Below are 26839 nucleotides of genomic sequence, written 5' to 3'. Positions count from 1 at the left end.
TCTCCATTTCTAATTGAGGTGATCATTTCGTCGTTTACTTTACATATCTTTGCTAGATATCATATTTCACCACCTTAGTCGAAATCTATTCCTGTAAGAGGAAGTGTGAAATGGTTATATATCGCATACTAGTAAGCTTAATTCTAATCGTTCTATTAAGCAGTATAAATAGCTCATACAATGAGCTTGCTGCTGCAGCTGAGTATTCAAGCCTTCCCTATGAAATCAAATGGTTAGAACGACTGGGCGAAGCAGATTTTCAAGATGCATTAGGCGAATCTAGTGGATGGTTGAATGTTCCGGTCTCATCAGCATCGGCGAAGAAGCCGGCAGGCAAGAATGCGTTCTTAGTCCGCTTTACGCTGCCTATGCTTACCGATGGAAGCGGGATTTTATTCGATGGCTTGACTGGGATGAAGTTTAAATTGTTAAAGCAAAATTCTATTTTATACGAGCATACATCTGTAGGCGATTATCCCTATCACCGTATACTTGTACCGCTTCACGCTTCTGAATCAGGCGTGCAGCTACTGTTGTACGGGGAAGCTATGAATGGCAAGCTCGGTATTACTAAGGCACCATTGGCAGGGCCTTATAATGAGCTCTCTTCCCGTTATGCGAAAGCGGATATGACCAGTATGATACTAGGACTTACGCTGCTGTTCGTTGCGGCTGTTATGCTGATATGCTCCATGTTTTTAACTCGTGAGCAGCTTCGAAACTGGTTGTCTCTCAGCATCACCGTCATGTCGATTGGCATCATCTTTATTATGAATTGTCCCTTTCCATATTTGTTTTTTAGCGATTACGCCGTATTATATGATATCTTGTCCGCTGCTGCGGTCTATATATGTCTTCCGGTATCCGCTTATTTCTTTGAGCACTTACTCGATAGCAAATGGAAGCCAATAATACGTTCTTGGAGAAACCTTTTAACGTTGTACGGTACAGCTGGAATGGCTATTAAATTAGGCGAAGAGTGGACAGACGGCTGGCTTGATCAGATCCATACGTTAATGACGAGTCCTGTTCAAAATATTCTTCTTATCTTAACTGTGGCTGTTATCTTCACACACTGTGTTCGGAGCGCAGTGGAACGTAATCGAGAAGCGATGATGATTTGTATCGGATTTGCACTAGCGATAACAGCAGCAGTGGTTATGAACAACGGGGGGGCGTGGCCGAACAAGCCGTTGTTACAAATGTGGGAGTGGCCGCTGACTTTTGTTCTGTTTCATTTAATCGTCCTGTTAGGCAAGCAATTTGTTAATGAGCATGCCCAAGCCGCGTCTTATATTAAGGAGCTGGAGCTATTCGAACAGCAACTGCATGAATCGGAGCAAAGGGAGGCTGCGAGTCAGCTTGCCGCATCGGTTGCTCATGAAGTTCGAAATCCGTTATCGGTGACGAGAGGGTTTCTGCAGCTTCTGACATACCGTAATGTTCTTGAGAAAGAGCCTCTCCAAGACGCACTTCAAGAGCTGGATCACGCTCATGATGTCATATCGAATTATTTGAAATATGCGAAACCGGAGAGCGATGATATTAAAATTATCGATGTAAATGAGCTGCTACAAGAGGCCTTGACAATTTTGAATCCGCTTCTGTTCGCACAAGGTGTAACGATCGACTATATACTCGGTCATTCGCTGTATGTCAAAGGCAGGTCCTCACAGCTCAAACAAGCGATGATAACGCTACTGAAGCATCGCATTAATTCAGTGCATGACAACCGCCGTATCGATCTGCAAGCGTTCGAAGAGGAAGGATATGCCGTCATCCGTATCGTAGACGAAGCGAAGCCGCTTATTGCGACGCCGTTCATGATGCCTCACATTTCGCTAACGAATCAAATTACGGATGCGGGTCTGCTATTTGCGTTACGAAGCATTGAGGCAATGAATGGAAAGCTCATTATGAGAAAGAAAAAAGGTGGCTCAGAGCTGATAATCCGACTTCAAATAGAGCAAAACAGTAAGCATTAAGCTAGCGTGCAAGCGCTGGCTTATTGCTTTTTTATTTCATTACGCTAGATAGATAATGGATCAGGCCACCGCGTAGCATAGAGCTTTTTGTTGCGGCAATATGACGGTAAGCTTCCTCAAGTTGCTGGATAAGCGACTTGTGAAAATCAAGCAAATGCTTATAAGGTACAGAATAAGACGTTATAAGCCGATGACGGTCAGCAGCATAACGAGTGAACCGAGCGAGTGCATCTGTCGTAAAAATCCATCGGTTCATAAGTTCGGCGGTAACGGTATCCGTGATTTGCAGCTGCTGCTGAAGCCGTATGAAATCAACGAAGCTGTTGTCGCTTCCCTCCAGCAAATCTTCCTCCCAATCGATCCAATCATCGACCATTTGCAATGTAGCGAGCACATGATCGATCAAGTGTGATGCTTCTTCCACTAGCGGTTCCTTATCGCCAAGCAACATCGCGCCGGTGCTTGCCAGCTTAACGGGGCTTGCTTTGCCAGCTAAGCTGGCAGGAGCATGCTCGAACAGATTGTATGTCGAAGCGGAAGTAACTCGTATCGACCATTCCTCGACGTATTGCCGGTAGTAGCGCCAGAACGAGGATTCTGAAGTAAACAATCTGCGGTATAGGTCCAAATAAGTCGTTTGAAACAGATTCCCCAGCGCTAATTTATTCTTCCAGTCCTTCTGATGACTGTCCATCAGATCATCCTGAATGAAGAAGTACAGCATGACGAATACATTCGCAATAGATAGCTCCCGACTAGTATGCTGACCGATTCCTGCGGCATCCTTCACCCAGAACGGAAGCAGGTAACAAATATAATTGTTCGTGCTTTCCTTCACTAATGGATTGAACTTGTGTATATAAGCTTCTGCTTGTTCCCGGAAAAGGGGGGGATAGCACTGAATTCGTTCGAATGCAGATTGAAAAACGATCTCCATATCGAGTCTGTAAGTCGTGTACCATTCGTTCACGGGACAATCAGGCTCCTTAAGTACGATCTTGTTAGACTGATATGGAGATTATAGCAAGATGTCCTTCCATAGACTAGCAATACCCTCAATTTGTTCTATGAAAATGGTAGCAAAAAGAATAATTAATGGGTAACGAAAGGGAAAAATAAGCATTATGAGTTATGTTAACGTAAGAAAAGTGGGACTTAAATTCAAGCTATGATGTGAGGAGGGAACGTTAAGTCTATCTATTGTTTCATACTCTAGCTTCATACCATTAAAGAATGAAAGGAAGAGTTGATATGCGCAAGTATTTAATGTGCGGCTTGATCGTCAGTATGCTGCTGGCGATCGTTCCGGCTTTCAATATGAAAGCTGAAGCTGTCGACTTAGAAAATCTGATCTCTAGGATGGGCTATGGAATTAATATGGGTAATACGCTAGAGCCGCCGAATGAAGGTGAATGGGCGACCGAAGCACGAGAGTATTATTTTGATGATTATAAGGCTGCTGGTTTTGGACACGTTCGTATACCGGTCCGATGGGATCTTCATACAATGAATGAATACCCATACACTATTGACCCTGTGTTCCTCGACCGAGTAGAGCAAATCATCGATTGGTCGTTGTCGAGAGGACTCATTACGATCGTTAACTCCCATCACGATGAGTGGATTATGGAAGGTTATGAGGCTAACATTGCCCGGTTCGAAAGCATCTGGCAGCAGATTGCACAGCGGTTCCAAAACAAGTCTAACGACTTGATCTTCGAGCTGCTTAATGAACCTCACGGTAATATGACTGACAATCAAGTGAACGATATGAATCATAGACTCATCTCATTAATTCGGAATACGAATCCTGACAGAGCGATTATTATCGGCGCAGGCGGCTGGAACAGCTGGAGGTCGCTTGTATACAGCATGCAGATTCCTAACGATCCGAATCTGATTGCCACATTCCACTATTACGATCCTTATGCATTCACGCATGAACTGAACGGCCCTTGGGGGACGGAAGCGGATCAATTAGAGATACGTAAAGCGTTCGCGGAGGTAAAAGCATGGTCCGACAAGAACCAAATTCCGGTGTACCTCGGTGAATATGGCGCGAGAGTCGAGAATGATCGTACTTCACGTCTAACCTATTATGACTTTATGTCCGACTTGGCGGCACGTTCCGGATTCCCTTCAGCAGTATGGGATGATGAAGGCTGGTTTAAAGTATATGACCGCAACAATCGCACGTTCGATGCGGAAATTGTTTATAACATTATGAACGAAGGTCCGTTCTCTTGGCCGGACATCGAAGAGCCAGGCACAATTTCACCACCGGCATTCCCTCCTCTGTATGCATATGGTGAGGAAATTTTTGAAGACTTTGATCAAGCTCGAGCTCCGTGGGGCTCTTATAGCGGGAGTGGCGCTGTAATTGATGCAGCAATTGTACCGAATGGTGACGGTCAGGCGATGCAGGTCGCATACACCGGGGCACAATCCGGCTATTGGGGCGTCGTTCAAGGGCTTCCTTCCGATTGGAGCTCCTGGCTTAAGCTGTCAATCGATGTGAAAGCGACGAATACGAACACGTTCAATCTAGTTCTTACAGAGAATGGTACGGACGGCGATGGTGAGCAGTGGAAGTATACGATCTCGCCGACGACATCATGGAAAACTTTCGTTATTCCATTCGCTGACTTTACGAAACGTATTGATTATCAGCCTCCAGGCGAGGATGCGAATAACGTCTTGAACTTGAACAACCTAAATAATATTCAGTTGCTCCAGAACAACTCGGGCTCCGGTACTATTACCGTAGACAATATTAAACTGATCGGATTGCCAGAAGGAACAGTGCAGACGCCAGCGCTTACAGCGAACGCAGGCGATTCTCAAGTGACACTGACCTGGAAGGCTGCATCTGAAGCACAAACTTATAGTGTTCTGCGGGCGGAAGGCAGCGGTGAATTCGTTACCCTCGCAACGGGGTTAACAGATCTGAGTTATACGGACAATACGGTAACGAATGGAGTGTCATATCAGTATCAAGTTGTAGCGGTTAACTCGGCCGGAACGGATGTTACGAATACGGTAAGTGCATCTCCGTTTGCTCCAATTAATCTTGCAGTGCAGTATCGTGCACTCGACCCGAACCCGACGAACAACTCAGCAACTCCGAACTTCATCATCCGCAATGATGGGGATACTACCATCGATCTGAGCAACGTGAAGCTGCGCTATTATTTCACGAAAGATGTTGCGGCTGAGTTTCGATTCTGGTCTGACTGGGCAGCTGTTGGAAAAGAGAACGTACAGGGTCGATTCGTTGATCTTGCTGTTCCAACAGCTAACGCTGATGCATACTTAGAGCTTTCGTTCACTCCGGAAGCGGGAGTACTGGCGCCAGGCAGTACGACAGGTCAAATTCATGGCCGATTCAGTGCTGCAGACTGGTCGAATCTGAACGAGCTGAACGACTATTCGTTCAACGGTGAAGTAACGAGTTACACGGATTCCACTAAAGTCACGCTGTATGTAAATGACAAGCTTGTATGGGGCGTAGAGCCTTCATAAATTATGACCAAATCATGACGAAGAGCAGTCGAATGCCATTCTGTTGGGGCAGCATTCGACTGTTCTATTTTGATGCCCGTAATGATGAGATATCATATCTTCCACAGATCAACAAAATCTTGAATGAATATAATGAGATATGGTAAACTACCGATAACTTAAAGGATAGGGATGAGAAGATGAAGAAGAGTGTGTAATGTTTCTTGCAAGCAATAGAACATACGTATTAGCGAACACAGTCGCTGTACCAGTGTTTTATTTGTGATGGGCAAGAAGTTACATACACTTCGGAACTCAACTCTATATACCCTTATCGAAGTCCGGATTAGGGCTAGATTTGCTGTATATATATTGAGCTGCGAGGAAGTAACTTTCTTGCGGCTCTTATTTTATATACAGGGGGATAACGAAATGTCGCAAATTAAAGTAACGAACCTTACTTTTGCCCATTATGGCAGTTACGATAATATTTTCGAGAACGTCAGCTTTCAGATTGATACCGATTGGAGATTAGGCTTCACAGGCCGCAACGGCCGCGGCAAGACGACCTTTATGAACCTACTGCTAGGCAAATATGAATACAGCGGGAGTATCTCTACAAGCGTACAGTTTGAATATTTTCCTTATGATGTAAGGAATCAAGACGACAACACGATTGATGTCGTAGCAAGCATATATCCTGATTATGTTCACTGGGAGTTGATGCGAGAGCTATCGCTTCTGAAAGTGATGGAGGATGTGCTGTACCGCTCATTCCGTTCATTGTCGAATGGTGAGCAGACGAAAGTGCTGCTCGCAGCGCTGTTGTTGAAGGAGAACAGCTTCTTGCTGATCGACGAACCGACTAACCATCTTGATATGCATGCCAGGAAGCTGGTTGGTCAATATTTGCGCTCGAAGAGCGGGTTCATTCTTGTATCGCACGATCGGGCGTTCCTGGATTATTGCGTCGATCATATTTTGTCCATTAATAAAACGAACATTGAGATTCAGCAGGGCAATTTCTCCGAGTGGTGGGAAAACAAGCGCCGACAGGATCAATACGAGCTGGCTGAGAACGATAAACTGCGGAAAAACATTAAACGGCTGGCAGAAGCGGCGAAGCGTACGAACGATTGGTCCGATGCAGTAGAGAAGTCAAAGTACGGGTCGAAAAATTCCGGCTCCAAGCTGGATAAAGGATATGTCGGTCACAAATCCGCGAAGATGATGAAGAGATCCAAGTCGATCGACCGGCGACAGCAGAATGCCATTGAAGAGAAATCGGGGCTGCTCAAAAATATCGAGTACGCCGATAGTCTGAAAATTGCGCAGTTGCCATATCATAAACACCAATTGATCGAGCTTGATCGCGTGTCGATTCAATATGGAGATAAGACTGTATGCAAGGATGTCCACTTTACGATCAATCAAGGGGATCGAATCGCACTCCTGGGCAAGAACGGCTCCGGAAAGTCGAGCATATTGAAGCTGATTTGCGGTGAGGACATGAAATACTCGGGCAAGCTTCGTATAGGTGGTCAGCTGAAAATCTCGTATGTCTCGCAGGATACTTCTCATCTGCAGGGCAGCTTAACACAATATGCAATCGATAGAGGTATAGACGAAAGCTTGTTCAAAGCGATACTAAGGAAGCTTGATTTCTCCAGAGCTCAATTCGAGAAGGATATTTCCGCATACAGCGGCGGGCAGAAGAAGAAAGTGCTTATCGCTGCCAGCTTGTGCGAGAAGGTACATTTGCACATATGGGACGAACCGCTGAATTACATTGACGTCATCTCCCGTATGCAGATTGAGGAGCTTCTACTCGACTATTCACCGACCATTCTATTTGTTGAGCATGACCGATCATTCTGCGACCGAATTGCAACGAAGGTCATAGAAATATAGAAGATCATGCATTCTACTTCGGATCACATACAGGAGAGTTGATCAAAGTGTACGATGAACTGCCGCAAGCATTGTTGGTAAGCAAGGCGCAGCAGGGAGATCAAGAGGCGTTCTCCACATTAATTCGGCAGCATCGAATGAAGATGCTTCAGTGGGCCAACCACATTGTTCGTAATTCAGTACTGGCCGAGGATATCGTGCAGGAGGCGTTAATTCTAACATTAAGGCGTTTAGGCAGCTTAGATCATCCAGACAAATTCGTTCCCTGGCTGCGCTCATTAGTACGGAATCAGTCACTAATGGCAATCCGAGCGCCGTCTGTCCGACATGAACAGTTGGCATACATTGATGCTGATGTGGAGGACCAGATGAGACATACCGTTGCGATCAATAATGATCCGCAGTTCCAAGCAATCGGGATGCAAGCGTTAGCGGAAGTTGAACGGATACTGGATAAGCTCGGCACTCGAGAACGACAAGTTATCCAAGCACATGCGCTGGAAGGACTAACCGTCGCTGAGACGGCAACAAGGCTTGGCATCCATAACGGAGCCGTATATACCGCTTTATCCCGCGCACGAAGCAAATTGTATGATTACCGCTTCAAGGAGGAAATCGATCGTTTTATGGCCGCACAACGGCGAAACCATCAGCCGGAATCCGGGCAAGCCGCTAATACGCGGTACGACCTGCATGCTGGAGCATACGATACGTTATGCTCCATGCTAATGCTTGCCGCTGCTCCCGCTCAGCTGTATGGATTGACGCTTAGTGATATGTTTGCCGCAACAGGACATGCTTTTCGATTTCACGCTGCATGTGATCTCGGTATTAGTGGTCCCTACTGTTACGATTGGAAGGCATCCGTAATAGTAGGATTGACACATCTGGGATTTTCTTTCGCTATATACGGCGGCCCAACTGTTCAATTGCAGGATCCTAATGTACTTATCGAATGTATGGACGAAATCCGTCAATCTATGTCACAAGGCTGGCCGACCGTCGCCTGGGGGCTAAGTAACGCGGAGTTCGGGATGATCCATGGCTTCGACGACCAGCGCCAGTGCTGGTCTGTTACCGACACGTCTGTCAAGGGGAAGGCTTTGCCCTACGATAAGCTCGGCCGTGTACGTCAGCCATTGGAATGGTTCGCTGCTATTCCTAGGAGGCATCTTTCCATCAACCATCATCCACACCTTGCAGCGAGCATCTTACGTCTGGCGACCCGAAACATTCGCGGAAATGATAAAGTGATGCAGTACTCGGTCAGCGGCGCTGCTGCTTATCGGATATGGATTGATTCTTTCAATGCTCAGCAGCAAGTTGACCCTTTAAGCGTAGCATACAATATGGCTGTCGTTGCCGAAGCTCGCCATCATGCTGTTGTTTTCATGCGACATTTGTTAGACGGAGCTTGGTATGGAGGATACCTGCCTGATTCGGCTCGTCTTGCTGTAAGGCATGCAGCATCGTTATTCGAGCAAATTGCTGAGCTGTTGCATCGGACATCTGGCTTGTTTCCGCTGCCTTATGGGGCCGATCCCACCTCGCCTGGACCGGCTGATCGGGCCGCTACCTTATTGGAACGAGCAGCTGTACTTGAGCTTGAAGCCGCCGAAGTACTAGAGGAAGCCGCGATGTTAATCGAGCTACATAGAAGCTGATGGATTGAAGCATGTAAGGAATTTAGAGGTTGCTGCATCAACATGGATGAGGGCATTGATATGGCCTACTTCAAAGGAGAGAGGAAGGGTATCAAATGACTAAGCAATTAAAGTCAGAAAAGACGGATTACGTACACCCAATTCGAAACAAAGTAGGAGGCATATTCATCCATGTCAGCAATATGGAGCGGTCCGTCAATTGGTATCATCGGCTGCTCGGCATGCCGCAGCGTTCCGCTGCTACGGAGAAAGTACACGCCATTACGATGGATGGCGGCTCGGAACTTGTATTAGACCAAAATGGCTATGACAGCGGGCTGGCATGGGAGAATCGAGCACAGCTTATGCTGGATTCCCCGGACGTTGGCGCAGCGTACCGATATGTGAAGAAGTGCGGCATTGAGATTGTAGAAGATATTATGCAATTCCCGGGGATGGCCTTCTTCACCTTCCGTGATCCAGACGGAAACCTGTTGATGGTATGCGGTAACCCGGGGAGCATTGAGGGGCCGGAGACCGATACAGAATCAGTAAAAAGAGCAACCGACAATGTTGTCGCCTACGATGCCGGCGGACTGCTGCTAACAGCAAGTGAACAAGCTTCACTGGCCCAAATTACGTCATCTGGCCTTGAACTGACAGGACATGCTTATGCTGAAGGTGAATTTGAGACACCACTGAGAATTGAAGCGACTGTAAGAATAGACCAAGGATCGATGTACCTCACATTTGCCAGCGGGATGGTAGCTATAAATTACGGTAATTCACCGGAGGTATTAGAGAATGGTACAGGTAGTGATCTATTCGTTGTACACCCTAAGCTGAATACGCATTTTACATTCCATCGCAAAGGTTCTGTTCCGATCGGTCAATGGGTGCATGTATCGTGGACAATCGAGGAACGGCGAATGGAAGTTCATGTAGATGGTAAGCTGTTTCACCGTCAAGACGGATATTTCGGCGGCATCAATGGACAAACTGGTATCTCAGGCGTCATGGGCCGTGTGACGGTCAAATCGTTAGCGGTAGAGTCGATTGCTCCGGAGAGTCAAGCCATCTATCTGCCAATCTCAGGCAGTGCCGCATCGGAGGATCATCTGACGGCAGATGCTGCTTGTCATGCTGTCGTTACGAGCAGCGGCTTGTGGCTAAGCGGTGGTGAAGAGCTAGGCTTCGCACGCACTGGCCATGTATATAATGTCCCCTTCGCATTCCGAACAGAGCTGCACAGCTTCACACGCTCGGCTGTAATTTACGGCGGTTATACCACATTAATGAAATGGAACAGTGACGGCAAGCTTTTGTTCATCGATCCAGCGACGAGAGAAGAAATATGGATAGACGGAGCTGCTCTACCTTATGATACAACGGCAACAATAGAGTGGAGGCTAGAGAATAAATTTATGTCATTAATAATCGATGATAAGACGGTCCTTGAACGCAAAGGCGATTATAGTGGATGCCGATTTAGGCTTGGAATCGGAGCGGAAGCTGGCAGTGCGGTCACGGTGAAGTCCGTAATAATTAATCAAATTTAATAAAAACAGAAGAAGCAGCTGAATGCTCACAGTTCATTCAGCTGCTTTTATCGTTGAGTTGATATAAGGTTGTAATTACGAGACGGAATATGGCTATGTGTCTGACACAAAAGCAGATGACCAGGAAAGATTCTATTAATAGATATAAAGGTTGCCATTTCATATTTTTCAACATTACAATATCGTAAGATGCCAAACGAATCCTACTGTCCGATTAAGTCGTGTTAATAGAGGAATAAGAAAAATAAAAGGAGAGAGTTATGGACATCTTAATCGGACTTATATTAGGAATTGTGGAAGGATTAACGGAATTTGCGCCTGTGTCCTCGACTGGACATATGATTCTGGTCGGCCATTTGCTCGGATTCGAAGAGACAGTGCGTGCCAGCACGTTCGAAATTGTTGTGCAGCTGGGATCGATATTGGCGGTCGTTGTTGTGTTCTGGAAGAAGATGTTGAGCTTAATCGGATTGGGTAAAAGTGTAATTCCTCGAAATGCTGCAGGTGTAAATCCCAAAAACAAACGACGGTTTAACCTTCTTCATATCATCATTGGCATGCTGCCATTCGGAGCAGGTGGAGTTTTGTTCTATGATACGATCAAGCATGAGCTGTTCAGTGCTCGAACGGTCGTTGTAACATTAATTCTCGGCGGCTTGCTGATGATCGCAGCCGAGAAGCTTAAAGCAACTCATCCATCAGCCGGAACGCTCGATCAAATGACTTATAAACAGGCACTGATTATTGGTCTGTTCCAAATGCTCGCGCTCGTTCCAGGCTTCTCACGTTCTGGAGCTACGCTGTCGGGCGGCCTGCTTGCAGGGCTAAATCATAAAACGGCAGCTGAATTCACCTTTATTATGGCTGTACCGATAATGGTCGGAGCTTCGGGCAAAGATTTGCTTGAAAGCTGGAGCTATCTGACTGCGAGTGATATTCCGCTGTTCGTTACCGGTTTCGTGACGTCTTTCATTACTGCATTATTTGCCATTAAGTTTTTCTTGAATCTAATTGAGCGTGTGAAATTGATTCCATTCGCCGTTTACCGTTTCATACTCGCGGCGCTCTTCTGGATCTTCTTGCTGTAGTTTTCAAATCATAATAATATGTATAAGGAAGGTGAATACGATGCAGAACATATTTTTTACTTCGGATCATCATTTCGGTCATAAGGGGATCATCGATTTCGAGTCACGTCCGTTCACCAGCGTCGATGAGATGAATGAGTTCATGATCGAGAAGTGGAACGCTGTTGTTGGCAAGAACGACAAAGTTTTTCATCTAGGCGATTTTTCCTTTTTGAACCAAGAGAAGACTGCGGCGATTGTCGCACGGTTGAACGGCCGCAAATATCTTATCTTAGGCAATCATGACCGCGGCCGTTCGCGTTCCTGGTGGCTTGAAGCCGGATTCGACGAAGTAAGCGAGTATCCTATCATATACAAAGAGTTTTTCTTCTTGTCGCATGAACCAATGTACATGAACAAGCATATGCCGTATGTAAATGTTCATGGACATATCCACTCACAGAAGTATGAAGGCCTTAATTATTTCAACGTCAGCGTCGAGCATTGGGATTATTCCCCGATCACGTTCGAGCAGATCCGTGATGCGGCAGTTCCTACCGAAGAGCAGGCATAACCATAGCTAATTGGAGCCGCGTGCAACGCGGCTCTTTTATTTTATCATACGCACCTAATGCATCTGCGGAAGAATGTCAATTCCAAATCGATTAAAAGTTCTAATCAAGCCTATACAAAAGATTCGTTTTACAAATAATAAAACTGGGAGTATCATCAACAATGCAATGTAAAGTTTTGTTCGGACAAGTGATGCGCTGTTGGACAGCATGTGAACCTTTAACGAAGAACGAGCGCGATTCTTGTCGAACGACTTTTATTTATCATATAATGGATAGTAAATCATTTTGATTCGTTATTTTATTACTTAGTCAAGATTGGTGTATGGCTGCTTCCGGCATAAGGTTACATTTACCGGGAGAACCAGCACCTTTTCTTCAAATAATAGCGTGTAAGGAAGGTAATCATGAGTAGCCAACAAACCAATACAGACGTTATCCTAATCGGCGCCGGCATTATGAGCGCAACGCTCGGGACGCTGCTGAAAGAATTAAATCCGACATGGAATATAACCGTATTCGAACGGCGTGAAGTTGCTGGCGAAGAAAGCTCGAATGAATGGAATAATGCAGGCACGGGACACTCCTCATTGTGCGAGCTGAACTATACAACGGAAAAAGCAGACGGCTCCATCGACATTACGAAGGCGATTAAAGTTAATGAAGAATTCCAAGTGTCTAAGCAGTTCTGGTCTTACCTTGTGAACAGCAAGCTGATTCAAAATCCGAGGGACTTTATCGTTCCAGTTCCACATATGAGCTTCGTGAAAGGCGAGAAGGACGTTAAGTTTCTGAAAAAACGGTTCGAAGCGCTCTCAAGCAATCCGTTGTTCCAAGGAATGGAATATTCCGATGATCCAGCGAAATTGCAGGAATGGATTCCGCTCATGATGAAGGATCGCGTCGTGAATGAACCTATCGCCGCTACAAGAAGCGAAGCGGGTACAGACGTTAACTTTGGCGCTCTGACACGTATGCTGTTCAACCATCTGAAAAGAAAGAACGTCGATATTCAATTCAACCGCAATGTAGATGATATTAAGCGTGCGGGCGACGGCTCTTGGGAGCTGAAGGTACGAGATGTTGGTACGGGATCAGTCGAGCGTCATAAGGCAAAGTTTGTATTTATTGGCGGCGGCGGCGGCAGTCTGCATCTGCTGCAAAAGTCCGGAATTCAAGAAGGCAAAGGAGTAGGCGGCTTCCCAGTTAGCGGTATCTTCATGGTATGTCAGAAGCCGGAGATCGTAAAGCAGCATAATGCGAAAGTATATGGTAAAGCACCGGTTGGTGCTCCTCCAATGTCAGTGCCGCATCTGGATACGCGTATGATCGACAAGAAAGAATCGCTGCTGTTCGGTCCGTTCGCTGGCTTCTCGCCGAAGTTTCTGAAGTTCGGTTCGATGCTTGACCTTGTCAAATCGGTGAAGCCGCATAATCTTACTACGATGGTGGCGGCAGGCTTCAAGAACGTGCCACTGACGACGTACTTGATCAAAGAATTAATGCAGTCCAAAGAGAAGCGGATGGAGGCGCTGCGTGAATTCGTACCGAACGCAAAGAGCGAGGATTGGAATTTAATCGTTGCTGGTCAACGTGTACAAATCATTAAAGATACAGCAACCGGCGGCAAAGGAACGCTCCAATTCGGTACGGAAGTTATCAGTGCTGCAGACGGCTCAATTGCCGCATTGCTAGGCGCTTCTCCAGGTGCTTCAACTGCTGTTTCCGTTATGCTGGAAGTCATCGAGAAGTGCTTCCCGCAGCAACTGAAAGAATGGGAGCCTAAAATTAAAGAAATGATTCCGTCGTATGGCGTGAAGCTCACTCAGAACCCAGCGCTTATTCAAGAGATTATGTCGACCTCGGCGCGTACGCTCGGCTTGAAGGAAGCTGCTGCTGTACAGGCGTAAAGATAATTTAGGACTCGCAGAGATGCGGGTCCTTTTTCGATATATAGACAATCATATGACCGAGACAGTAAAAGTCACAATAACCATGAAGACAAAATGTAACAGACTGCGATCGTGATCGACGATGACAAGATCAGACTAGTAGTTCAATCGGTACTGGCATCAAGTCATGTATCCTGATATAGAGCAGACCTTTCGGAGGTACTGCTTTTTTTTAATTTAGTACGTTTAAGAACAAAAATTTGGTTACCAAAAGAACAATCGAATGCTCGTCCGAGTGTGTAAAATAAGACTATAGATCCTATTCTACGCAGCACCAACCGCGAATTAGTTACAAATCTTGCAATTTTCTTTTTTTATTCGAGACAACGGATATCCAAAACAATTGTCTAACTAGATTTCCATCATGATGACAGAATGGAAAGGAGGTGAGGGTTGTTCTTCAGCATAATGTGAAGTTGTAGTGCCAACGTTTTCAAATACTTTTACTTAAAAGGGAGGAGAAATTTGTAATGCTGCAATTATCATTATTAGAGAGGTCGTCCAGAAAGACAAAATGGATGCTCGGGGCAGGCACACTGCTGTTGATGCTGGCATGCTGGCTGCTCGTCGCAGAACGTGCTTCGGCGCATGGATGGATTGAAGAGAGCCGTGCTGGCTTGTGTATGACGGGTCAGAACACGGGCTGCGGAGCAGTACAATATGAGCCGTGGAGTGTAGAGGGGCGTGGAGATTTCCCTGAAATTGGCGTTCCTGATGGTGAGATTACGGGCGGCGGCAAATATGCTCCACTGTACGAACAAACTGCAACTCGTTGGACGAAGGTTAACATGACAGGCGGACCTTATACGTTCCACTGGAAAATGGTTGCGAACCACAGCACGAACCGTTGGGACTACTATATTACGAAGCCAGGCTGGAATCCGAATGAGCCAATCGGCCGCGACGACATCGAGTTGTTCTGCCGCTACGAGGACAACGGCGCAATTCCACCGATGGACGTTCTCAACGACTGCTACATTCCGAACGACCGTGAAGGCTACCATGTCATTATCGGCGTATGGGATATTTTCGATACAGTCAATGCATTCTATCAAGCGATTGATGTTAACTTGACGCGCAATACTTCGTTGCCAGCTACACCTCCAGCAGGCTTCCCTGGCGATCCGAACCGGTTCAGCGATATCCGCGACTGGAGCTCGATCCGCCCTTATAATGCGGGTGAGCAAGTAACTTACAATGGATATATTTGGGAAGCAAAATGGTATACGGTTGGACAAGAGCCAGGCGTATATGGAGTATGGCAACAAGTTAGACCGGCTGATGGTTCTGGAGGAGGCTCGACGCCGACTGTACCTGCTGCTCCTACGGGACTAACGGCAACGGCGGGTAACGGACAAGTGTCGCTTACTTGGTCGCCATCGTCCGGTGCAGCAAGCTACACCGTAAAACGTTCGACGACGTCCGGTGGTCCGTACACGAATGTAACAACGGTTGCAACTTCGAGCTATGTTGATACGAGTGTAACGAATGGCACGACGTATTATTACGTAGTCAGCGCCACGAATGCAGCAGGCAGCAGCGCTAACTCGACGCAGGCAAGCGCAACGCCAGCTAACTCGACGACGACTCAGCCGCCAGCTGCTCCGACAGGCTTGACGACGATGGGTCACGATGGACACGTCATGCTTTCGTGGACGGCATCAACGGGTGCAACGAGCTATACGGTGAAACGCTCGACGACATCCGGCGGACCATACACGAACGTAGCGAACGTAACGACGAATAGCTATACTGATATGAGTGTAACGAATGGTACGACGTACTACTATGTCGTCAGCGCTTCGAATGCAGGCGGCAGCAGCGCTAACTCAGCTCAAGCTAGCGCAACGCCAACGGCCGGATCAACAATGCCTAGCGACATCGTTGTTCAATACAAAACAGGCGATACGAATGCTACTGACAACCAAATTAAAGCTCATTTCAATATCAAAAATAACGGTACGACAGCACTTGACCTCACGACCGTTAAAATCCGTTATTACTTCACGAAGGATGGAAATGCAAACGTGAACGGCTTCGTTGACTGGGCTCAAATTGGCAACTCGAACGTGAAGGTGACGGTTGGCTCGGTGTCCGGCACGAATGCTGACACGTATGTTGAGCTGAGCTTCACTTCCGGAACGATTCCAGCCGGCGGTCAGAGCGGCGATATCCAAGTGCGCCTCGCGAAGTCCGATTGGTCCAACTTCAACGAAAGCAACGACTACTCATATGACGGAACGAAGACGGCTTATGCCGATTGGAACAAAGTAACGCTGACGCAAAACGGCACGCTGGTGTGGGGAACGACTCCTTAAGTCGTAATCCGTTCTTAATGAAGTTAAAGGTGGTCTCACGACCACCTTTTTATTGTTCAATAACAACTAAACGATATGGAATATTAAGAAACATTATAGACATATGGATATATTTAGAATATACTGATGTTGTTTTGAGGAGGTGACATCTATGAATCAATACGATTTCGGACAAACGCTCTATGCAAAGTCTACACTATAGACTTCGGCGGTTGTTTGCATAGAGCATATTGAATTTTGACTGGAACCGCCGTGTCCTTAAAGGTAAATCGGTTTATAGTGGAAGACTTTGCTGCCTTGAAATGAAATTTATTTTAAGGAGTAGAGTCGAACATGAAATATGTTAACGCTGATATGATTTTACCTGAGGATCTGCTGAAAGAGGTTCAGAAATTCGTAAATGGCAGTATCATCTATATACCGAAGAGCAAAGGGACTACGCGCAAAGGATGGGGCGAGAGGACGGGAAGCAGGAAGCTCATTCAACTTCGTAATGCTGAAATCCGTCAACAATTCGCACAAGGCGAAACCATTATACAGCTGATGGAACGTTATCATTTGTCCTGCGAAAGCATCAAAAAAATTGTGTACTCCAAACCTAAATAATGGATTTATAATCATGGCCGCTTCGGATATGTCAGACGCGGCCTTCTTATATGATGTCGCTGTTCGGAAATGTTGATATTATCAGTAACATATTTTTTTTATGTAACCTTAAATTTATGGAGGTTATGATGAAGGTAACACTTCAACAAATTACAGAATCAAACAAAGAACAATTTGAAAACTTATTTAATTATTATCTCTATGAGCTTTCTCCATACTCACGGGAGGATATTGGAACAAAAGGAACTTTCGAAATGGAAGATATCTCACCATATTATAGGGATGAACGGTTATATCCTTACTACATCATGCTTAATGAAAGAATCGCTGGGTTCATTCTGGTTACTTCTCCTCCGTATGTTGCAGAGGATGTAGACTATTCGGTGCAGGAACTATTTGTGTTGCCAAAATATAGAGGCACGAATATAGCCCAAGATGCTGTCGTACAAATCTTCAAGCTGTACCCAGGTCGGTACGAGGTAGGGATGTACAAATCGAATATAATAGCTGTGAAATTCTGGACTAAGCTGTTATCAACACTTCAGACCCCGGTATTAGTAGAAGATGGTTCCTTTGAGCTTGATGGAAATGTAGTATCGACAACAGGTATGAAATTTTCGGTATCCTACGAATCTATATGCAACTAATATCAAAAGTGTCGTTGGATGAAGATGAGCGTCGCTTCTTAAAAGGTAAAACCCTACAATTAAAAGAATTGATAAATTAACCGTCATCTACAGGGCGGTTATATTTTGGGTTGTACGTTGCCATTGATGAGAGTTCTGTGACCAATTTGGATAAAACGCTCGCTCTGTATTACATATGTTACACTATTTTTATTATGTTGTATTAGTTACAGTTAAGCATTATTTTACTGAATTAATATCATTAATTGATCTTCTGTTATATACATTTTTCTATTCTGTACCATACAATCTGTAGTGGGTTTATCAATTCACGGATAGGTGGTGCAGCTATATGCTTATGAACATGAAAGAAGCGATTCGGCAAGCGCTTGATCTGGCTCTATCATCGAATGATGATGTCCTTATTTTTGGTGAAGACGTTGGAGGCGCTGGCGGCGTATTTCGGGTAACAGAAGGTCTGCAGCATAAGTACGGGGAAGAGCGCGTATTTGATACCCCGTTAGCTGAGTCGGCTATATGCGGACTAGCAGTAGGACTAGGAACTCAAGGCTTTAGGCCGGTCGTTGAGATTCAGTTTATCGGATTTATTTATGAAGCGATGGATCAGATCTTCGTTCAAGCCGCACGAATGCGGTACCGTTCAGGAGGCCGTTACCATGCTCCTATTACGTATCGAATTCCGTTCGGCGGCGGCGTCAAGGGAGCAGAAATGCATAACGACTCGTTAGAAGGTCTAATGATCCAAAGTCCAGGTATTAAGGTAGTCGTTCCTTCTAATCCATATGACGCCAAAGGATTGCTGTTATCCGCGATTCGAGATCAAGATCCGGTCATATTTTTGGAACATCTGAAGCTATATCATCTCTACCGTGAAGAGGTGCCGGAAGAAGATTATATGATTCCAATCGGAAAAGCGAAATGTGTGAAAGAAGGCCAACATCTAACGCTAATTACCTATGGCGCAATGGTTCAGTCTTCGATTAAGGCAGCAGAAGCAGTAGAGCAGAAGCATGGTATTACCGTTGAAATCATTGACCTCCGTACGTTAGTTCCATTAGATATTGATACAATCGTTCAATCGATCGCCAAAACAAACCGGGCAGTTGTCGTTCAAGAGGCGCAGCGCACGTCGGGAGCCGCAGCTGAAATTATTGCGCAAATTAATGAGCGAGCTATTCTTCATTTGGAAGCGCCGGTAAAACGTGTAGCACCTCCGGATACGGTATATCCTTTCGCACAAATAGAAGATCAGTGGCTGCCTTCTGTTGAGCGGATTGAAGCTGGAATTGAACAAGTGCTTGAATTTTGACAATATTAATTCCGTATAAATCTACCATGCTATAATTTATATTTTTTTCATTTTAAACTAACATATAAATATTAATGCAAACATATACAATCGTTCTATCATTCTAACATTAGTTGAATGAGCTATACTATCTACGCTTCATGGAGGCTTACACCGATGTCAAAAATGGTTTATAGCTTAATTGATGATTTGGACCTGTTCGATGTGGGCGTAACGGAGGCGCGGACTGGTGATTTTCTCGGAAAGCAGGCGCTTTATTTGGAGAAGGCCGGCTATGCCGTCCTGCTAAAGGACGAAATCCCTTTCTCCAGCTATCGCGTTCAAGCAGAGGTTGCGATACCCGAGGAGGTCGGGTTTATTGGAATCGTCTTCGGAGCTAAGGACGCCGATAATTATGAATTAATTTATTTGGCACCGTTAGAAATTCAGTATGATCCAGTGATGAACGGTTCGATGACCTGGCAAGTGTATAACGGCCCATTATACCAGAAACCTCTGCCGGATATGACCGGGCGATGGGTGAATTTGACCGTAGACGTTCAGCCGAACGGTGCAGCAGTATACTTAGGAGAAGACTCTACTCCTCAGTTAGTTATCCCGAATCTCCAACATGGACTTCCTTCCGGTCGAATCGGTTTTTGGGGCTTTCTCCCTAGCTATATTCGGAATTTTACGGTTGAGCAAATTCAACCAGCGACGATAGTCGAGAGGGAAACCGACCTGCAGCGTCTTGCTGCCGAATCATTTGTCACGGAGTGGATGGTGGCACCTCTTGACAGCGATAAGTGGACCAAAGCCGTCGTTGAAGAGAATGGAACGTTAAATCTGAATCGAATTTATTCCACCGAGAAGGTGCAAACGGTAATAGCAACAAGCGTATTCAAGTTATCAGCTGAACAGGAAACTGTGTTAACATTCGGGTTTAGCGATTATATTCAGTTATGGGTGAATGACGAATTACTATATGAAGGTGATTGGAAATGGAACCCGCCCGCAGATGACGGCCGTATTCGCCCTGACCATGCATCTGTAACGGTTCGCTGGAAAGCCGGTTTGAATACGATTCGAGCACAAGTTACGAATGACGAGCGATTCGGGTGGGGGTTATGTGTGAAGACAGGTATAACTAAGAAAAAATAGCTTTCTACGTATAATGAAGAGACAAAGAATGTCGAATAGATCTTCTCTTGTCGGAACAAAGGTGCAGCATATACTACCGCATCGTCTATGCGGGTGATTGACTATGGATATAAGCATTATCAATCATCCGCACTCGCCTGTATGATGAACGATCCCCCTTGTACTTCGCAATATTTCCCCACTCTTATATGACATAACATAACCTCCTCACATTAATGAAAACGTTGATATTTACCAAAAATTATTTCGTTCTTAACATCATTTCACATATTACATATGTTTGGACTTATTGATATTTTAATAGTAAATAAATCACTTGACTGGTTCCTAAAATCGCAAGTATCATAATAACACATCCGAATAACATCGAATGCTCATCGACATGTTCCCCTATATTACCTCCCAGTCTAATCAGACAACTATCGCTATCATTCATAATGATTACGACAAGAAGAAGAATAACTAATTCAACATGGATAAACCTTATGAGAACTAGTAGGACAATCTAGTGCACGTAAATACCACAACAAATATACCAACTGCATACCGTAAGGCTTAAGTAAGACGATTACAATGCTGGAGGGGTTGCATGATGGACACCGCGCGTTATCCGTTGACGCACCCGCAGAAGCGTGTATGGTATACGGAGCAAGTGTATCCTGGCACCGCGCTGCACAATATTACTGGTTCAATTCGAATCCGAGGCCCGCTCGATTACGGTCTGCTCGCTCAGGCCATCCGTGAACAGAAGCGCCAGCACGAAGCACTCCGACTGCGGTTCTCTGAAGAAGATGGGGTTCCCGTCCAATTCGTCCTACCATTTAGTGACACCGATGAAGTAGAGGAGCCCTTCGTTGATTTCTCCTCATCAGCCGATCCAGAAGGGGACTGGCTGGCTTGGGTTGAGCGGATAGCCGCAGAACCATTCTCGCTTGAGGAAGGTCCGTTATGCTCGTTTCCAATGTTCCGGATTGCCGCAGACGACGGTGGATTTCTTGTCAAAATTCACCACATTGTTTCCGACGGATGGTCCAGCACGATGCTAATTGATCGCATTCGGGATGCGTATGAACGATTGGTTCGAGAAGAGCCGGGGGTAGACGAGAGTGAACCTTCCTATCTGGAATATATCAAACGAGAGGCTAAATATCTTGAATCAACTCGTTTCCAACGAGACAGAACTTATTGGATGGATAAATTTTCGGACTGGCCGTCAGAAGATCCGCCTTCAGCGCCTTCGGGATCAATTGAGGGACAACGTAGAATTTATATGCTGGACGCCGAACGTTCCACAGCTGTTCACCGATTGTTAGCCGATACAGGTTGCACGCTTTCCGCTTTGTTTCATCTGCTCGTCGCGTTGTACTTACGCATTACGGAAGGGCGTACTGATATCGTCATCGGAATGCCTGTATTCAACCGTTCGGGACCGAGAGAAAAGGCGACAGTCGGCATGTTCACCAGCACGATGCCGCTGCGTATCGCTATTGATCGGGAAGCATCTGTCATGGACGAATTGATTCGGATTCAACGCGAGCTTAATGCAAGCTATTACCATCAGAAGTATCCTTATGATGTGCTCGTATCAGACCTGCAGCTGAAGCTGCGAGGTTTGGATTCCATGTTCGACATTTGTGTAAACGTATACAACACGAGAGTGATAACCAACTGGATGGAATCAAACGCGGAAGTGAATGAGCATCATTGCGGAAGCCAGCTCTATGCGATGCAGCTCGTCGTCAAGGACTGGTTCTCAACAGGCGAGCTAAAGGTGGAAATTGATTATAGGCCTGTTATGTATTCCGATGTGCAAATAGATCGAATATTCGAAAGATTCGTTATGCTAATTGACGGAATATTAGCGGCGCCAACTTCGCCCGTAGTTCGTCAATCCATCTTATCGGCAGAAGAGAGGAAGAGGCTTTCCGAGTATCTTTCCACTCGTGCTGAATACCCACGTAATAAGACGATTACGCAAATCTTCGAGGAGCAAGTTAGACGATCACCAGATCGTGTCGCGATCATGTATGGGAACAAGCAATTGACATATCGACAGCTGAACGAGCAGTCAAGTCGGCTTGCAGTCTGGCTGAATGAGCAAGGAATCTGCAAGGAGCAAACGGTCGGTTTATTATTAAAGCATTCGCTAGAGATGGTTGTTGCAATCATTGCCGTACTGAAGGCAGGCGCTGCTTACGTGCCAATCGATCCTGAATATCCGGTCGAACGAATCGGATTCATGCTATCGGATGCAGGCTGCAGCCTGCTGCTGGTGAATGTACCGATACCAGAAGGCATTAGCTACGAGGGACGAATTGGGGATGTGAGCGATCCTACATTGTACTTGGCGGACCCATATCTGTCTTCCAATAAGGCAAGTCCAGATCATTTGGCTTATATCATCTACACCTCTGGCTCGACTGGCAGACCCAAAGGCGTTATGATCGAGCACCGCGGGCTTGTTAACTATATATGGTGGGCCAAGCAGCAGTATATTCGCAGTGAAGAAGAGGTGTTTCCGCTTTATTCATCGCTCGCTTTCGACTTAACTGTTACGAGTATATTTACTCCGCTCATCGCGGGAGGACGAATCGACGTCTATCGAGATGATCAAGACATCTACGTGTTGGATCGTATCATACAGGACAATCAAGCTACCGTAATAAAGCTGACTCCGTCACATCTGAGCTTGCTGCAAGATCGGGACAATCGGACAAGCTCGGTTAGGCGACTTATTGTTGGGGGGGAAGATTTACGAACCGATCTGGCCAAGCGTATCTATGAAAGCTTTGGCGGACACATCGAAATATACAACGAATATGGTCCAACTGAGACTGTCGTCGGCTGTATGATCCATCGCTATAATCCTAAGCAAGATGTTCGAACATCGGTGCCAATCGGTATCCCATGTGCCAATACAGGTATTCATATCCTTGATTGTGATGGTAACCCTGTCCCTGAAGGGGTAATTGGCGAGTTGTATATAACAGGGGACGGCTTAGCCCGAGGTTATCGGAATATGCCTAACATAACGGCAGAGCGTTTCGTTCCTTGCCCATTCCTTCCAGGCGAGCGGATGTACCGGACTGGAGATTTAGCACGCCGGCTGGAAGACGGAACGGTTGAATATGCAGGCCGCGGGGATATGCAGGTCAAAATTCGCGGTCACCGGATCGAGCTAGGTGAAATCGAACGTGTATTAGCTGATCATCCGTCGGTACGTGAAGCGATCGTAATCGACCGGACTTCAGATGATGGCCGCAAATATTTATGCGCTTATATTGTACAGAGTAGTACACAATCCGAGGATTGGAGTGACTACTTGAGTCAGAGGTTACCTGCTTATATGGTTCCGGCGCATATCGTGAAGCTGGAGCATATTCCTCTAAACGTGAACGGCAAAGTCGATCGTAACAAGCTGCCGGCTCCAGATATGAAGCGGAGTCGTCTACTGGCCGGTTGTACAGAGAACAGCGTATTGAATCCGGCTGTGAGCGTGCTTCTTGCGGTTGCAATGGACGTTTTACACGTTAACGATATCCATACGCTAGATCATTTCTATACATTGGGCGGAGATTCGATCAAAGCGATTCAGCTCGCTTCTCGTCTACGAAGTCGCGGGTATAGGATTAAGGTTGCTGACGTACTGGCTCATCCTGTCTTCGAAGATATGAGTCATTATGTACAGCCGATAGCCCAAGAAACAGCCCATACGCTTGTCCGAAGCAAAGGAGTTCAACGCTCGACTCCGATCATAGACTGGTTCATGACAAGGCCGTTCTCTGAGCGGAATCATTTTGTGCAGTCCGTATTGCTGCGGCTGGATGGTGAACTTACGGCGCAGCAGCTTGACGGAATCGTCGAGACACTGATCAATCGGCACGATTCACTACGATTGAACATAGATTTGTCAACCGATACGCTCATTTATAACGATAACGCCATCATCGAAAACGTCTCCGTATACGATTTGTCACACCTAACGAGACTCGAGCGCCAGGAGCAAATAAAGACGATCGGCGAACGGCTAAAGGCAAGCTTCCGATTGGATCGGGATGCCTTGCTCAAAGCGTGCTTATTCGAGCTTGGCGAGGATGGACGACGATTACTACTCACAGCTCATCATCTCGCGGTCGATGCTGTTTCTTGGTCAATCCTGCTTGAGGAGCTAGGTCTTCTACACGGTCAATATACTTCACAAGAACCAGTCACGCTACCGACGGTTACGGCCTCATATCAGCTATGGGCAGAACACTTATGGAGCCGGAAGGAGGAGATGGAGAGCGAACGCTCGTATTGGCAGGCTCTTCTGGACAATGAAACGTATATCCAGTTCGAACAGCCTGCATGTAAGACGAGCAATGGAGTTGATTCCGTATCAGAGGAACTGTCGCAGGAGAGCACAGAGCAGCTGCTCCAGATTGCTTCCACTTCATACGGATCCAATGTTCAAGAGCTGTTGGCAGCCGCGCTTGCATCGGCCATTTGGAAACAGTTCGACATAGAGAAGCCTGTAATTGAATTGGAAGGGCATGGACGTGAGCCATTAGACCCGTCAATCGAGCTGTCCAAGAGTGTCGGCTGGTTTACGGCAATGTATCCGGTTCGCCTGCAGGCAGACGCAGACGACACGTGGGAACGTTGTATCAAGTCGGTCAAGGAGACGCTTCGTACTATCCCGTCACGCGGGATTAGCTATGGCATTCTAACGAGATTGTTACGCACGCTTCACGATCCTGGCGAAGGTCTTCGAATACGGTTTAACTACGTCGGACAACTGGATACTTCTCTGCATGCGGGAGCTGTGTTTGAATTGTCTGATGAAGAGACAGGTGCCGACATCGGGGCAGGTAACCCAATGACCACCCCGCTCGACATCGTGGCAATGGTGCTTGGCGGTAAGCTGAAGATTACCGTACGCTTTGACCGGAGCACGGTCCGGTCTGAGACTGCTGTAGCGTTAACTGACAGTTTCATCGAACGGACGGAGTCACTCATCCGCCACTGTCTTGGCGTCCACGATAGGGTGTATACGCCGTCGGATTTTTCGACTATTTCTTTGTCTCAGGAAGCTCTCGATAGTTTATACCGTTAACGACTCAAGAGAGAGAAAAATGAAATAAACCGAAAGCGTGGGATCCATGATGAGTAATCCGGTATCGATCGAGGTGGAGCAGCTATCCATCTTTCAATATACGAGAGGACAAGAATACGCAGGCAATCGGTTCGAAATTAGTCCTCGGCCCGAACGGTTCAAGTGTTATAACGGACCATGCATCAGGTTAAAAACATCCGTTCGCAAAGGGGGGGATGTAACTTCGTCAGAAGCATTTAACGGCATTGACTGGTTGAAGCAATTACTGCTGCCTTCATTCGGTGTTACATCAGTCAAGTTTCATGGTCATGAATCGGAGCTTTTATGGTCATATCCGTCAGCCGGGGGATGCTACCCGGTTGAACTGTACGTGCATGTCCGACGTTTAGGGAAGGTGAAGCCAGGTCTGTATCATTATAATGCGCTGTATGCGTCGCTGTATCGGATCTCAGATGCCCAGTCGGTAAGCGAATACGGATGCGGGCTTCCATCAGCCGGAACTAACGCGGATGTAACCTTTATATTAACGATTGTTCCGTGGAGAACCTGTTGGAAATATTCATATAAAGGCTACCGATTCGGCATGGTAGACGCCGGCCATGCTGCAGCTAATCTTCAGCTTATGCTAAGATCGCTCGGCTGGCAGGCGACAACGTACACTCGACTTCGGTCCGATGAGCTGTCCGCCATGTTAAAGCTAGATCACTTTGAGGTACCGGTTGCAATGATTGCCGCTTCCGCGAAGCACTCATTACCCGGCTTGAACGAAGACTCGGTTGAACAAGAATCCTATATTCAAGAGATTGCTAGTATTGAACCACAACACGATGATGACATCCTATTATTCGATTGGGACCCGATCTTCAAGTTTCGACAGCTAGTCGATCGGACAGTACGTGAACCGTCAGACAATTGCGTGACACGCATAACGCTCCCGGAAGATGACAAGTGGTCGAATTACGATCAGCTGCTGCCACTCATCGTTGATCGACGATCAAGTGCTGCGTTTGAACGCAGAAATCTGCCATACGAGCAGCTGGTCACGATGGCAGCATTCATTGAACGGACCGGCTTGCTGCCGACCTTTCATATGGTCATCCACGGGATAGAAGAGCTGCAAGCCGGTGTTTACCGCTGGTCGGAAGAGGGATTGGAATGTGTGACGGAAGGTGATTATCGGGACGTAACAGCCGGGATCTGTCTAGGTCAATCCTTTATCCGCGACTGCTCCGTCTTATTCGTCTTCACATTCGACATGGCGCATATACCGATTGATGAGTTCTCACGATATCAACAATTCTCTGTTGATGGCGGCACCCTGGGGCAGTTAATTCATCTCAAATCAGAGGAAATGGGTCTTGGCTTCTCGATTATCGGCGGTTTCTATGACGATGAGATGAGAGCTTTATTGAACTTAACGCCAACTCATCAAATTATCTATGCAGGCGCTTGGGGAAAAAATGCCTGGGACGAGAAGGAGGTCCGTAAGGACGATCGATATATAATGAACAAGCCGCAGTACTAGGAGGTTGTT

General features: G+C 46.3%; 16 protein-coding genes. 15 read left to right on the top strand and 1 reads right to left on the bottom strand.

Translation table 11 applies throughout. The annotated features are described in order from the left end of the window. Nucleotides 1–110: 110 nt before the first annotated feature. Nucleotides 111–1985 (top strand): histidine kinase dimerization/phospho-acceptor domain-containing protein, encoded by a 1875-nt coding sequence (locus PXY01_RS15960; RefSeq protein ID WP_127571062.1) that lies wholly within the window; start codon nucleotides 111–113, stop codon nucleotides 1983–1985. Between the two features lie 31 nt (nucleotides 1986–2016). On the opposite strand, the gene PXY01_RS15955 is transcribed toward PXY01_RS15960, so the two are convergent. After that, the gene (locus PXY01_RS15955; protein ID WP_127571060.1) at nucleotides 2017–2955 is read right to left on the bottom strand and encodes a hypothetical protein; all 939 of its coding nucleotides are present in this window, start codon (nucleotides 2953–2955) and stop codon (nucleotides 2017–2019) included. 281 nt (nucleotides 2956–3236) lie between these two features. Between PXY01_RS15955 and PXY01_RS15950 the strand changes: the two genes are divergently transcribed. The 14 genes from PXY01_RS15950 to PXY01_RS15885 all read left to right on the top strand — a co-directional run bounded on the left by PXY01_RS15950 (nucleotide 3237) and on the right by PXY01_RS15885 (nucleotide 26830). Then, nucleotides 3237–5507, top strand: a complete 2271-nt coding sequence (locus tag PXY01_RS15950) for a CIA30 family protein (protein ID WP_164744457.1) — start codon at nucleotides 3237–3239, stop codon at nucleotides 5505–5507. A gap of 411 nt (nucleotides 5508–5918) precedes the next feature. Then, the gene (locus tag PXY01_RS15945) at nucleotides 5919–7397 is read left to right on the top strand and encodes an Lsa family ABC-F type ribosomal protection protein (protein ID WP_127571057.1); all 1479 of its coding nucleotides are present in this window, start codon (nucleotides 5919–5921) and stop codon (nucleotides 7395–7397) included. 47 nt (nucleotides 7398–7444) lie between these two features. Continuing rightward, entirely contained in the window at nucleotides 7445–9061 is a 1617-nt protein-coding gene (locus PXY01_RS15940; protein ID WP_127571055.1) for an RNA polymerase sigma factor, read from the top strand. 95 nt (nucleotides 9062–9156) lie between these two features. Continuing rightward, on the top strand, nucleotides 9157–10599 hold the full coding sequence (locus tag PXY01_RS15935) for a VOC family protein (RefSeq protein ID WP_127571053.1): 1443 nt from the start codon (nucleotides 9157–9159) through the stop codon (nucleotides 10597–10599). Between the two features lie 260 nt (nucleotides 10600–10859). After that, a complete protein-coding gene (gene bacA, locus PXY01_RS15930) occupies nucleotides 10860–11687 on the top strand; it encodes an undecaprenyl-diphosphate phosphatase (protein WP_127571051.1) in 828 nt (275 codons plus the stop codon). Between the two features lie 40 nt (nucleotides 11688–11727). Beyond that, nucleotides 11728–12240, top strand: coding sequence for a metallophosphoesterase (locus PXY01_RS15925; protein ID WP_127571049.1), 513 nt, complete (start codon nucleotides 11728–11730; stop codon nucleotides 12238–12240). A 405-nt stretch (nucleotides 12241–12645) separates the two neighbouring features. Next, entirely contained in the window at nucleotides 12646–14148 is a 1503-nt protein-coding gene (locus PXY01_RS15920) for a malate:quinone oxidoreductase (protein ID WP_127571047.1), read from the top strand. A 512-nt stretch (nucleotides 14149–14660) separates the two neighbouring features. Beyond that, the gene (locus tag PXY01_RS22880; RefSeq protein WP_246027971.1) at nucleotides 14661–16508 is read left to right on the top strand and encodes a cellulose binding domain-containing protein; all 1848 of its coding nucleotides are present in this window, start codon (nucleotides 14661–14663) and stop codon (nucleotides 16506–16508) included. A gap of 333 nt (nucleotides 16509–16841) precedes the next feature. After that, nucleotides 16842–17114, top strand: a complete 273-nt coding sequence (locus PXY01_RS15910; protein WP_127571045.1) for a CD3324 family protein — start codon at nucleotides 16842–16844, stop codon at nucleotides 17112–17114. A 125-nt stretch (nucleotides 17115–17239) separates the two neighbouring features. After that, nucleotides 17240–17761 carry a GNAT family N-acetyltransferase gene (locus tag PXY01_RS15905; RefSeq protein WP_164744456.1) on the top strand — a complete coding sequence of 174 codons (522 nt, stop codon included), beginning with the start codon at nucleotides 17240–17242 and terminating at the stop codon, nucleotides 17759–17761. A gap of 331 nt (nucleotides 17762–18092) precedes the next feature. Beyond that, complete coding sequence (locus tag PXY01_RS15900; protein ID WP_127571041.1) at nucleotides 18093–19070, top strand: alpha-ketoacid dehydrogenase subunit beta; 978 nt, start codon at nucleotides 18093–18095, stop codon at nucleotides 19068–19070. 156 nt (nucleotides 19071–19226) lie between these two features. Beyond that, a complete protein-coding gene (locus PXY01_RS15895) occupies nucleotides 19227–20210 on the top strand; it encodes a hypothetical protein (protein ID WP_127571039.1) in 984 nt (327 codons plus the stop codon). A gap of 589 nt (nucleotides 20211–20799) precedes the next feature. Then, the gene (locus tag PXY01_RS15890) at nucleotides 20800–25305 is read left to right on the top strand and encodes a non-ribosomal peptide synthetase (protein WP_127571037.1); all 4506 of its coding nucleotides are present in this window, start codon (nucleotides 20800–20802) and stop codon (nucleotides 25303–25305) included. Between the two features lie 46 nt (nucleotides 25306–25351). Next, entirely contained in the window at nucleotides 25352–26830 is a 1479-nt protein-coding gene (locus PXY01_RS15885; protein ID WP_127571035.1) for a SagB family peptide dehydrogenase, read from the top strand. Nucleotides 26831–26839 lie beyond the last annotated feature (9 nt).

It is taken from the genome of Paenibacillus xylaniclasticus, assembly GCF_004001065.1.
GTDB classification, from domain to species: domain Bacteria; phylum Bacillota; class Bacilli; order Paenibacillales; family Paenibacillaceae; genus Paenibacillus_T; species Paenibacillus_T xylaniclasticus.
The sequence above is the reverse complement of the archived record's forward strand: the minus strand, read 5'-3'. Positions and strand labels throughout refer to the sequence as shown.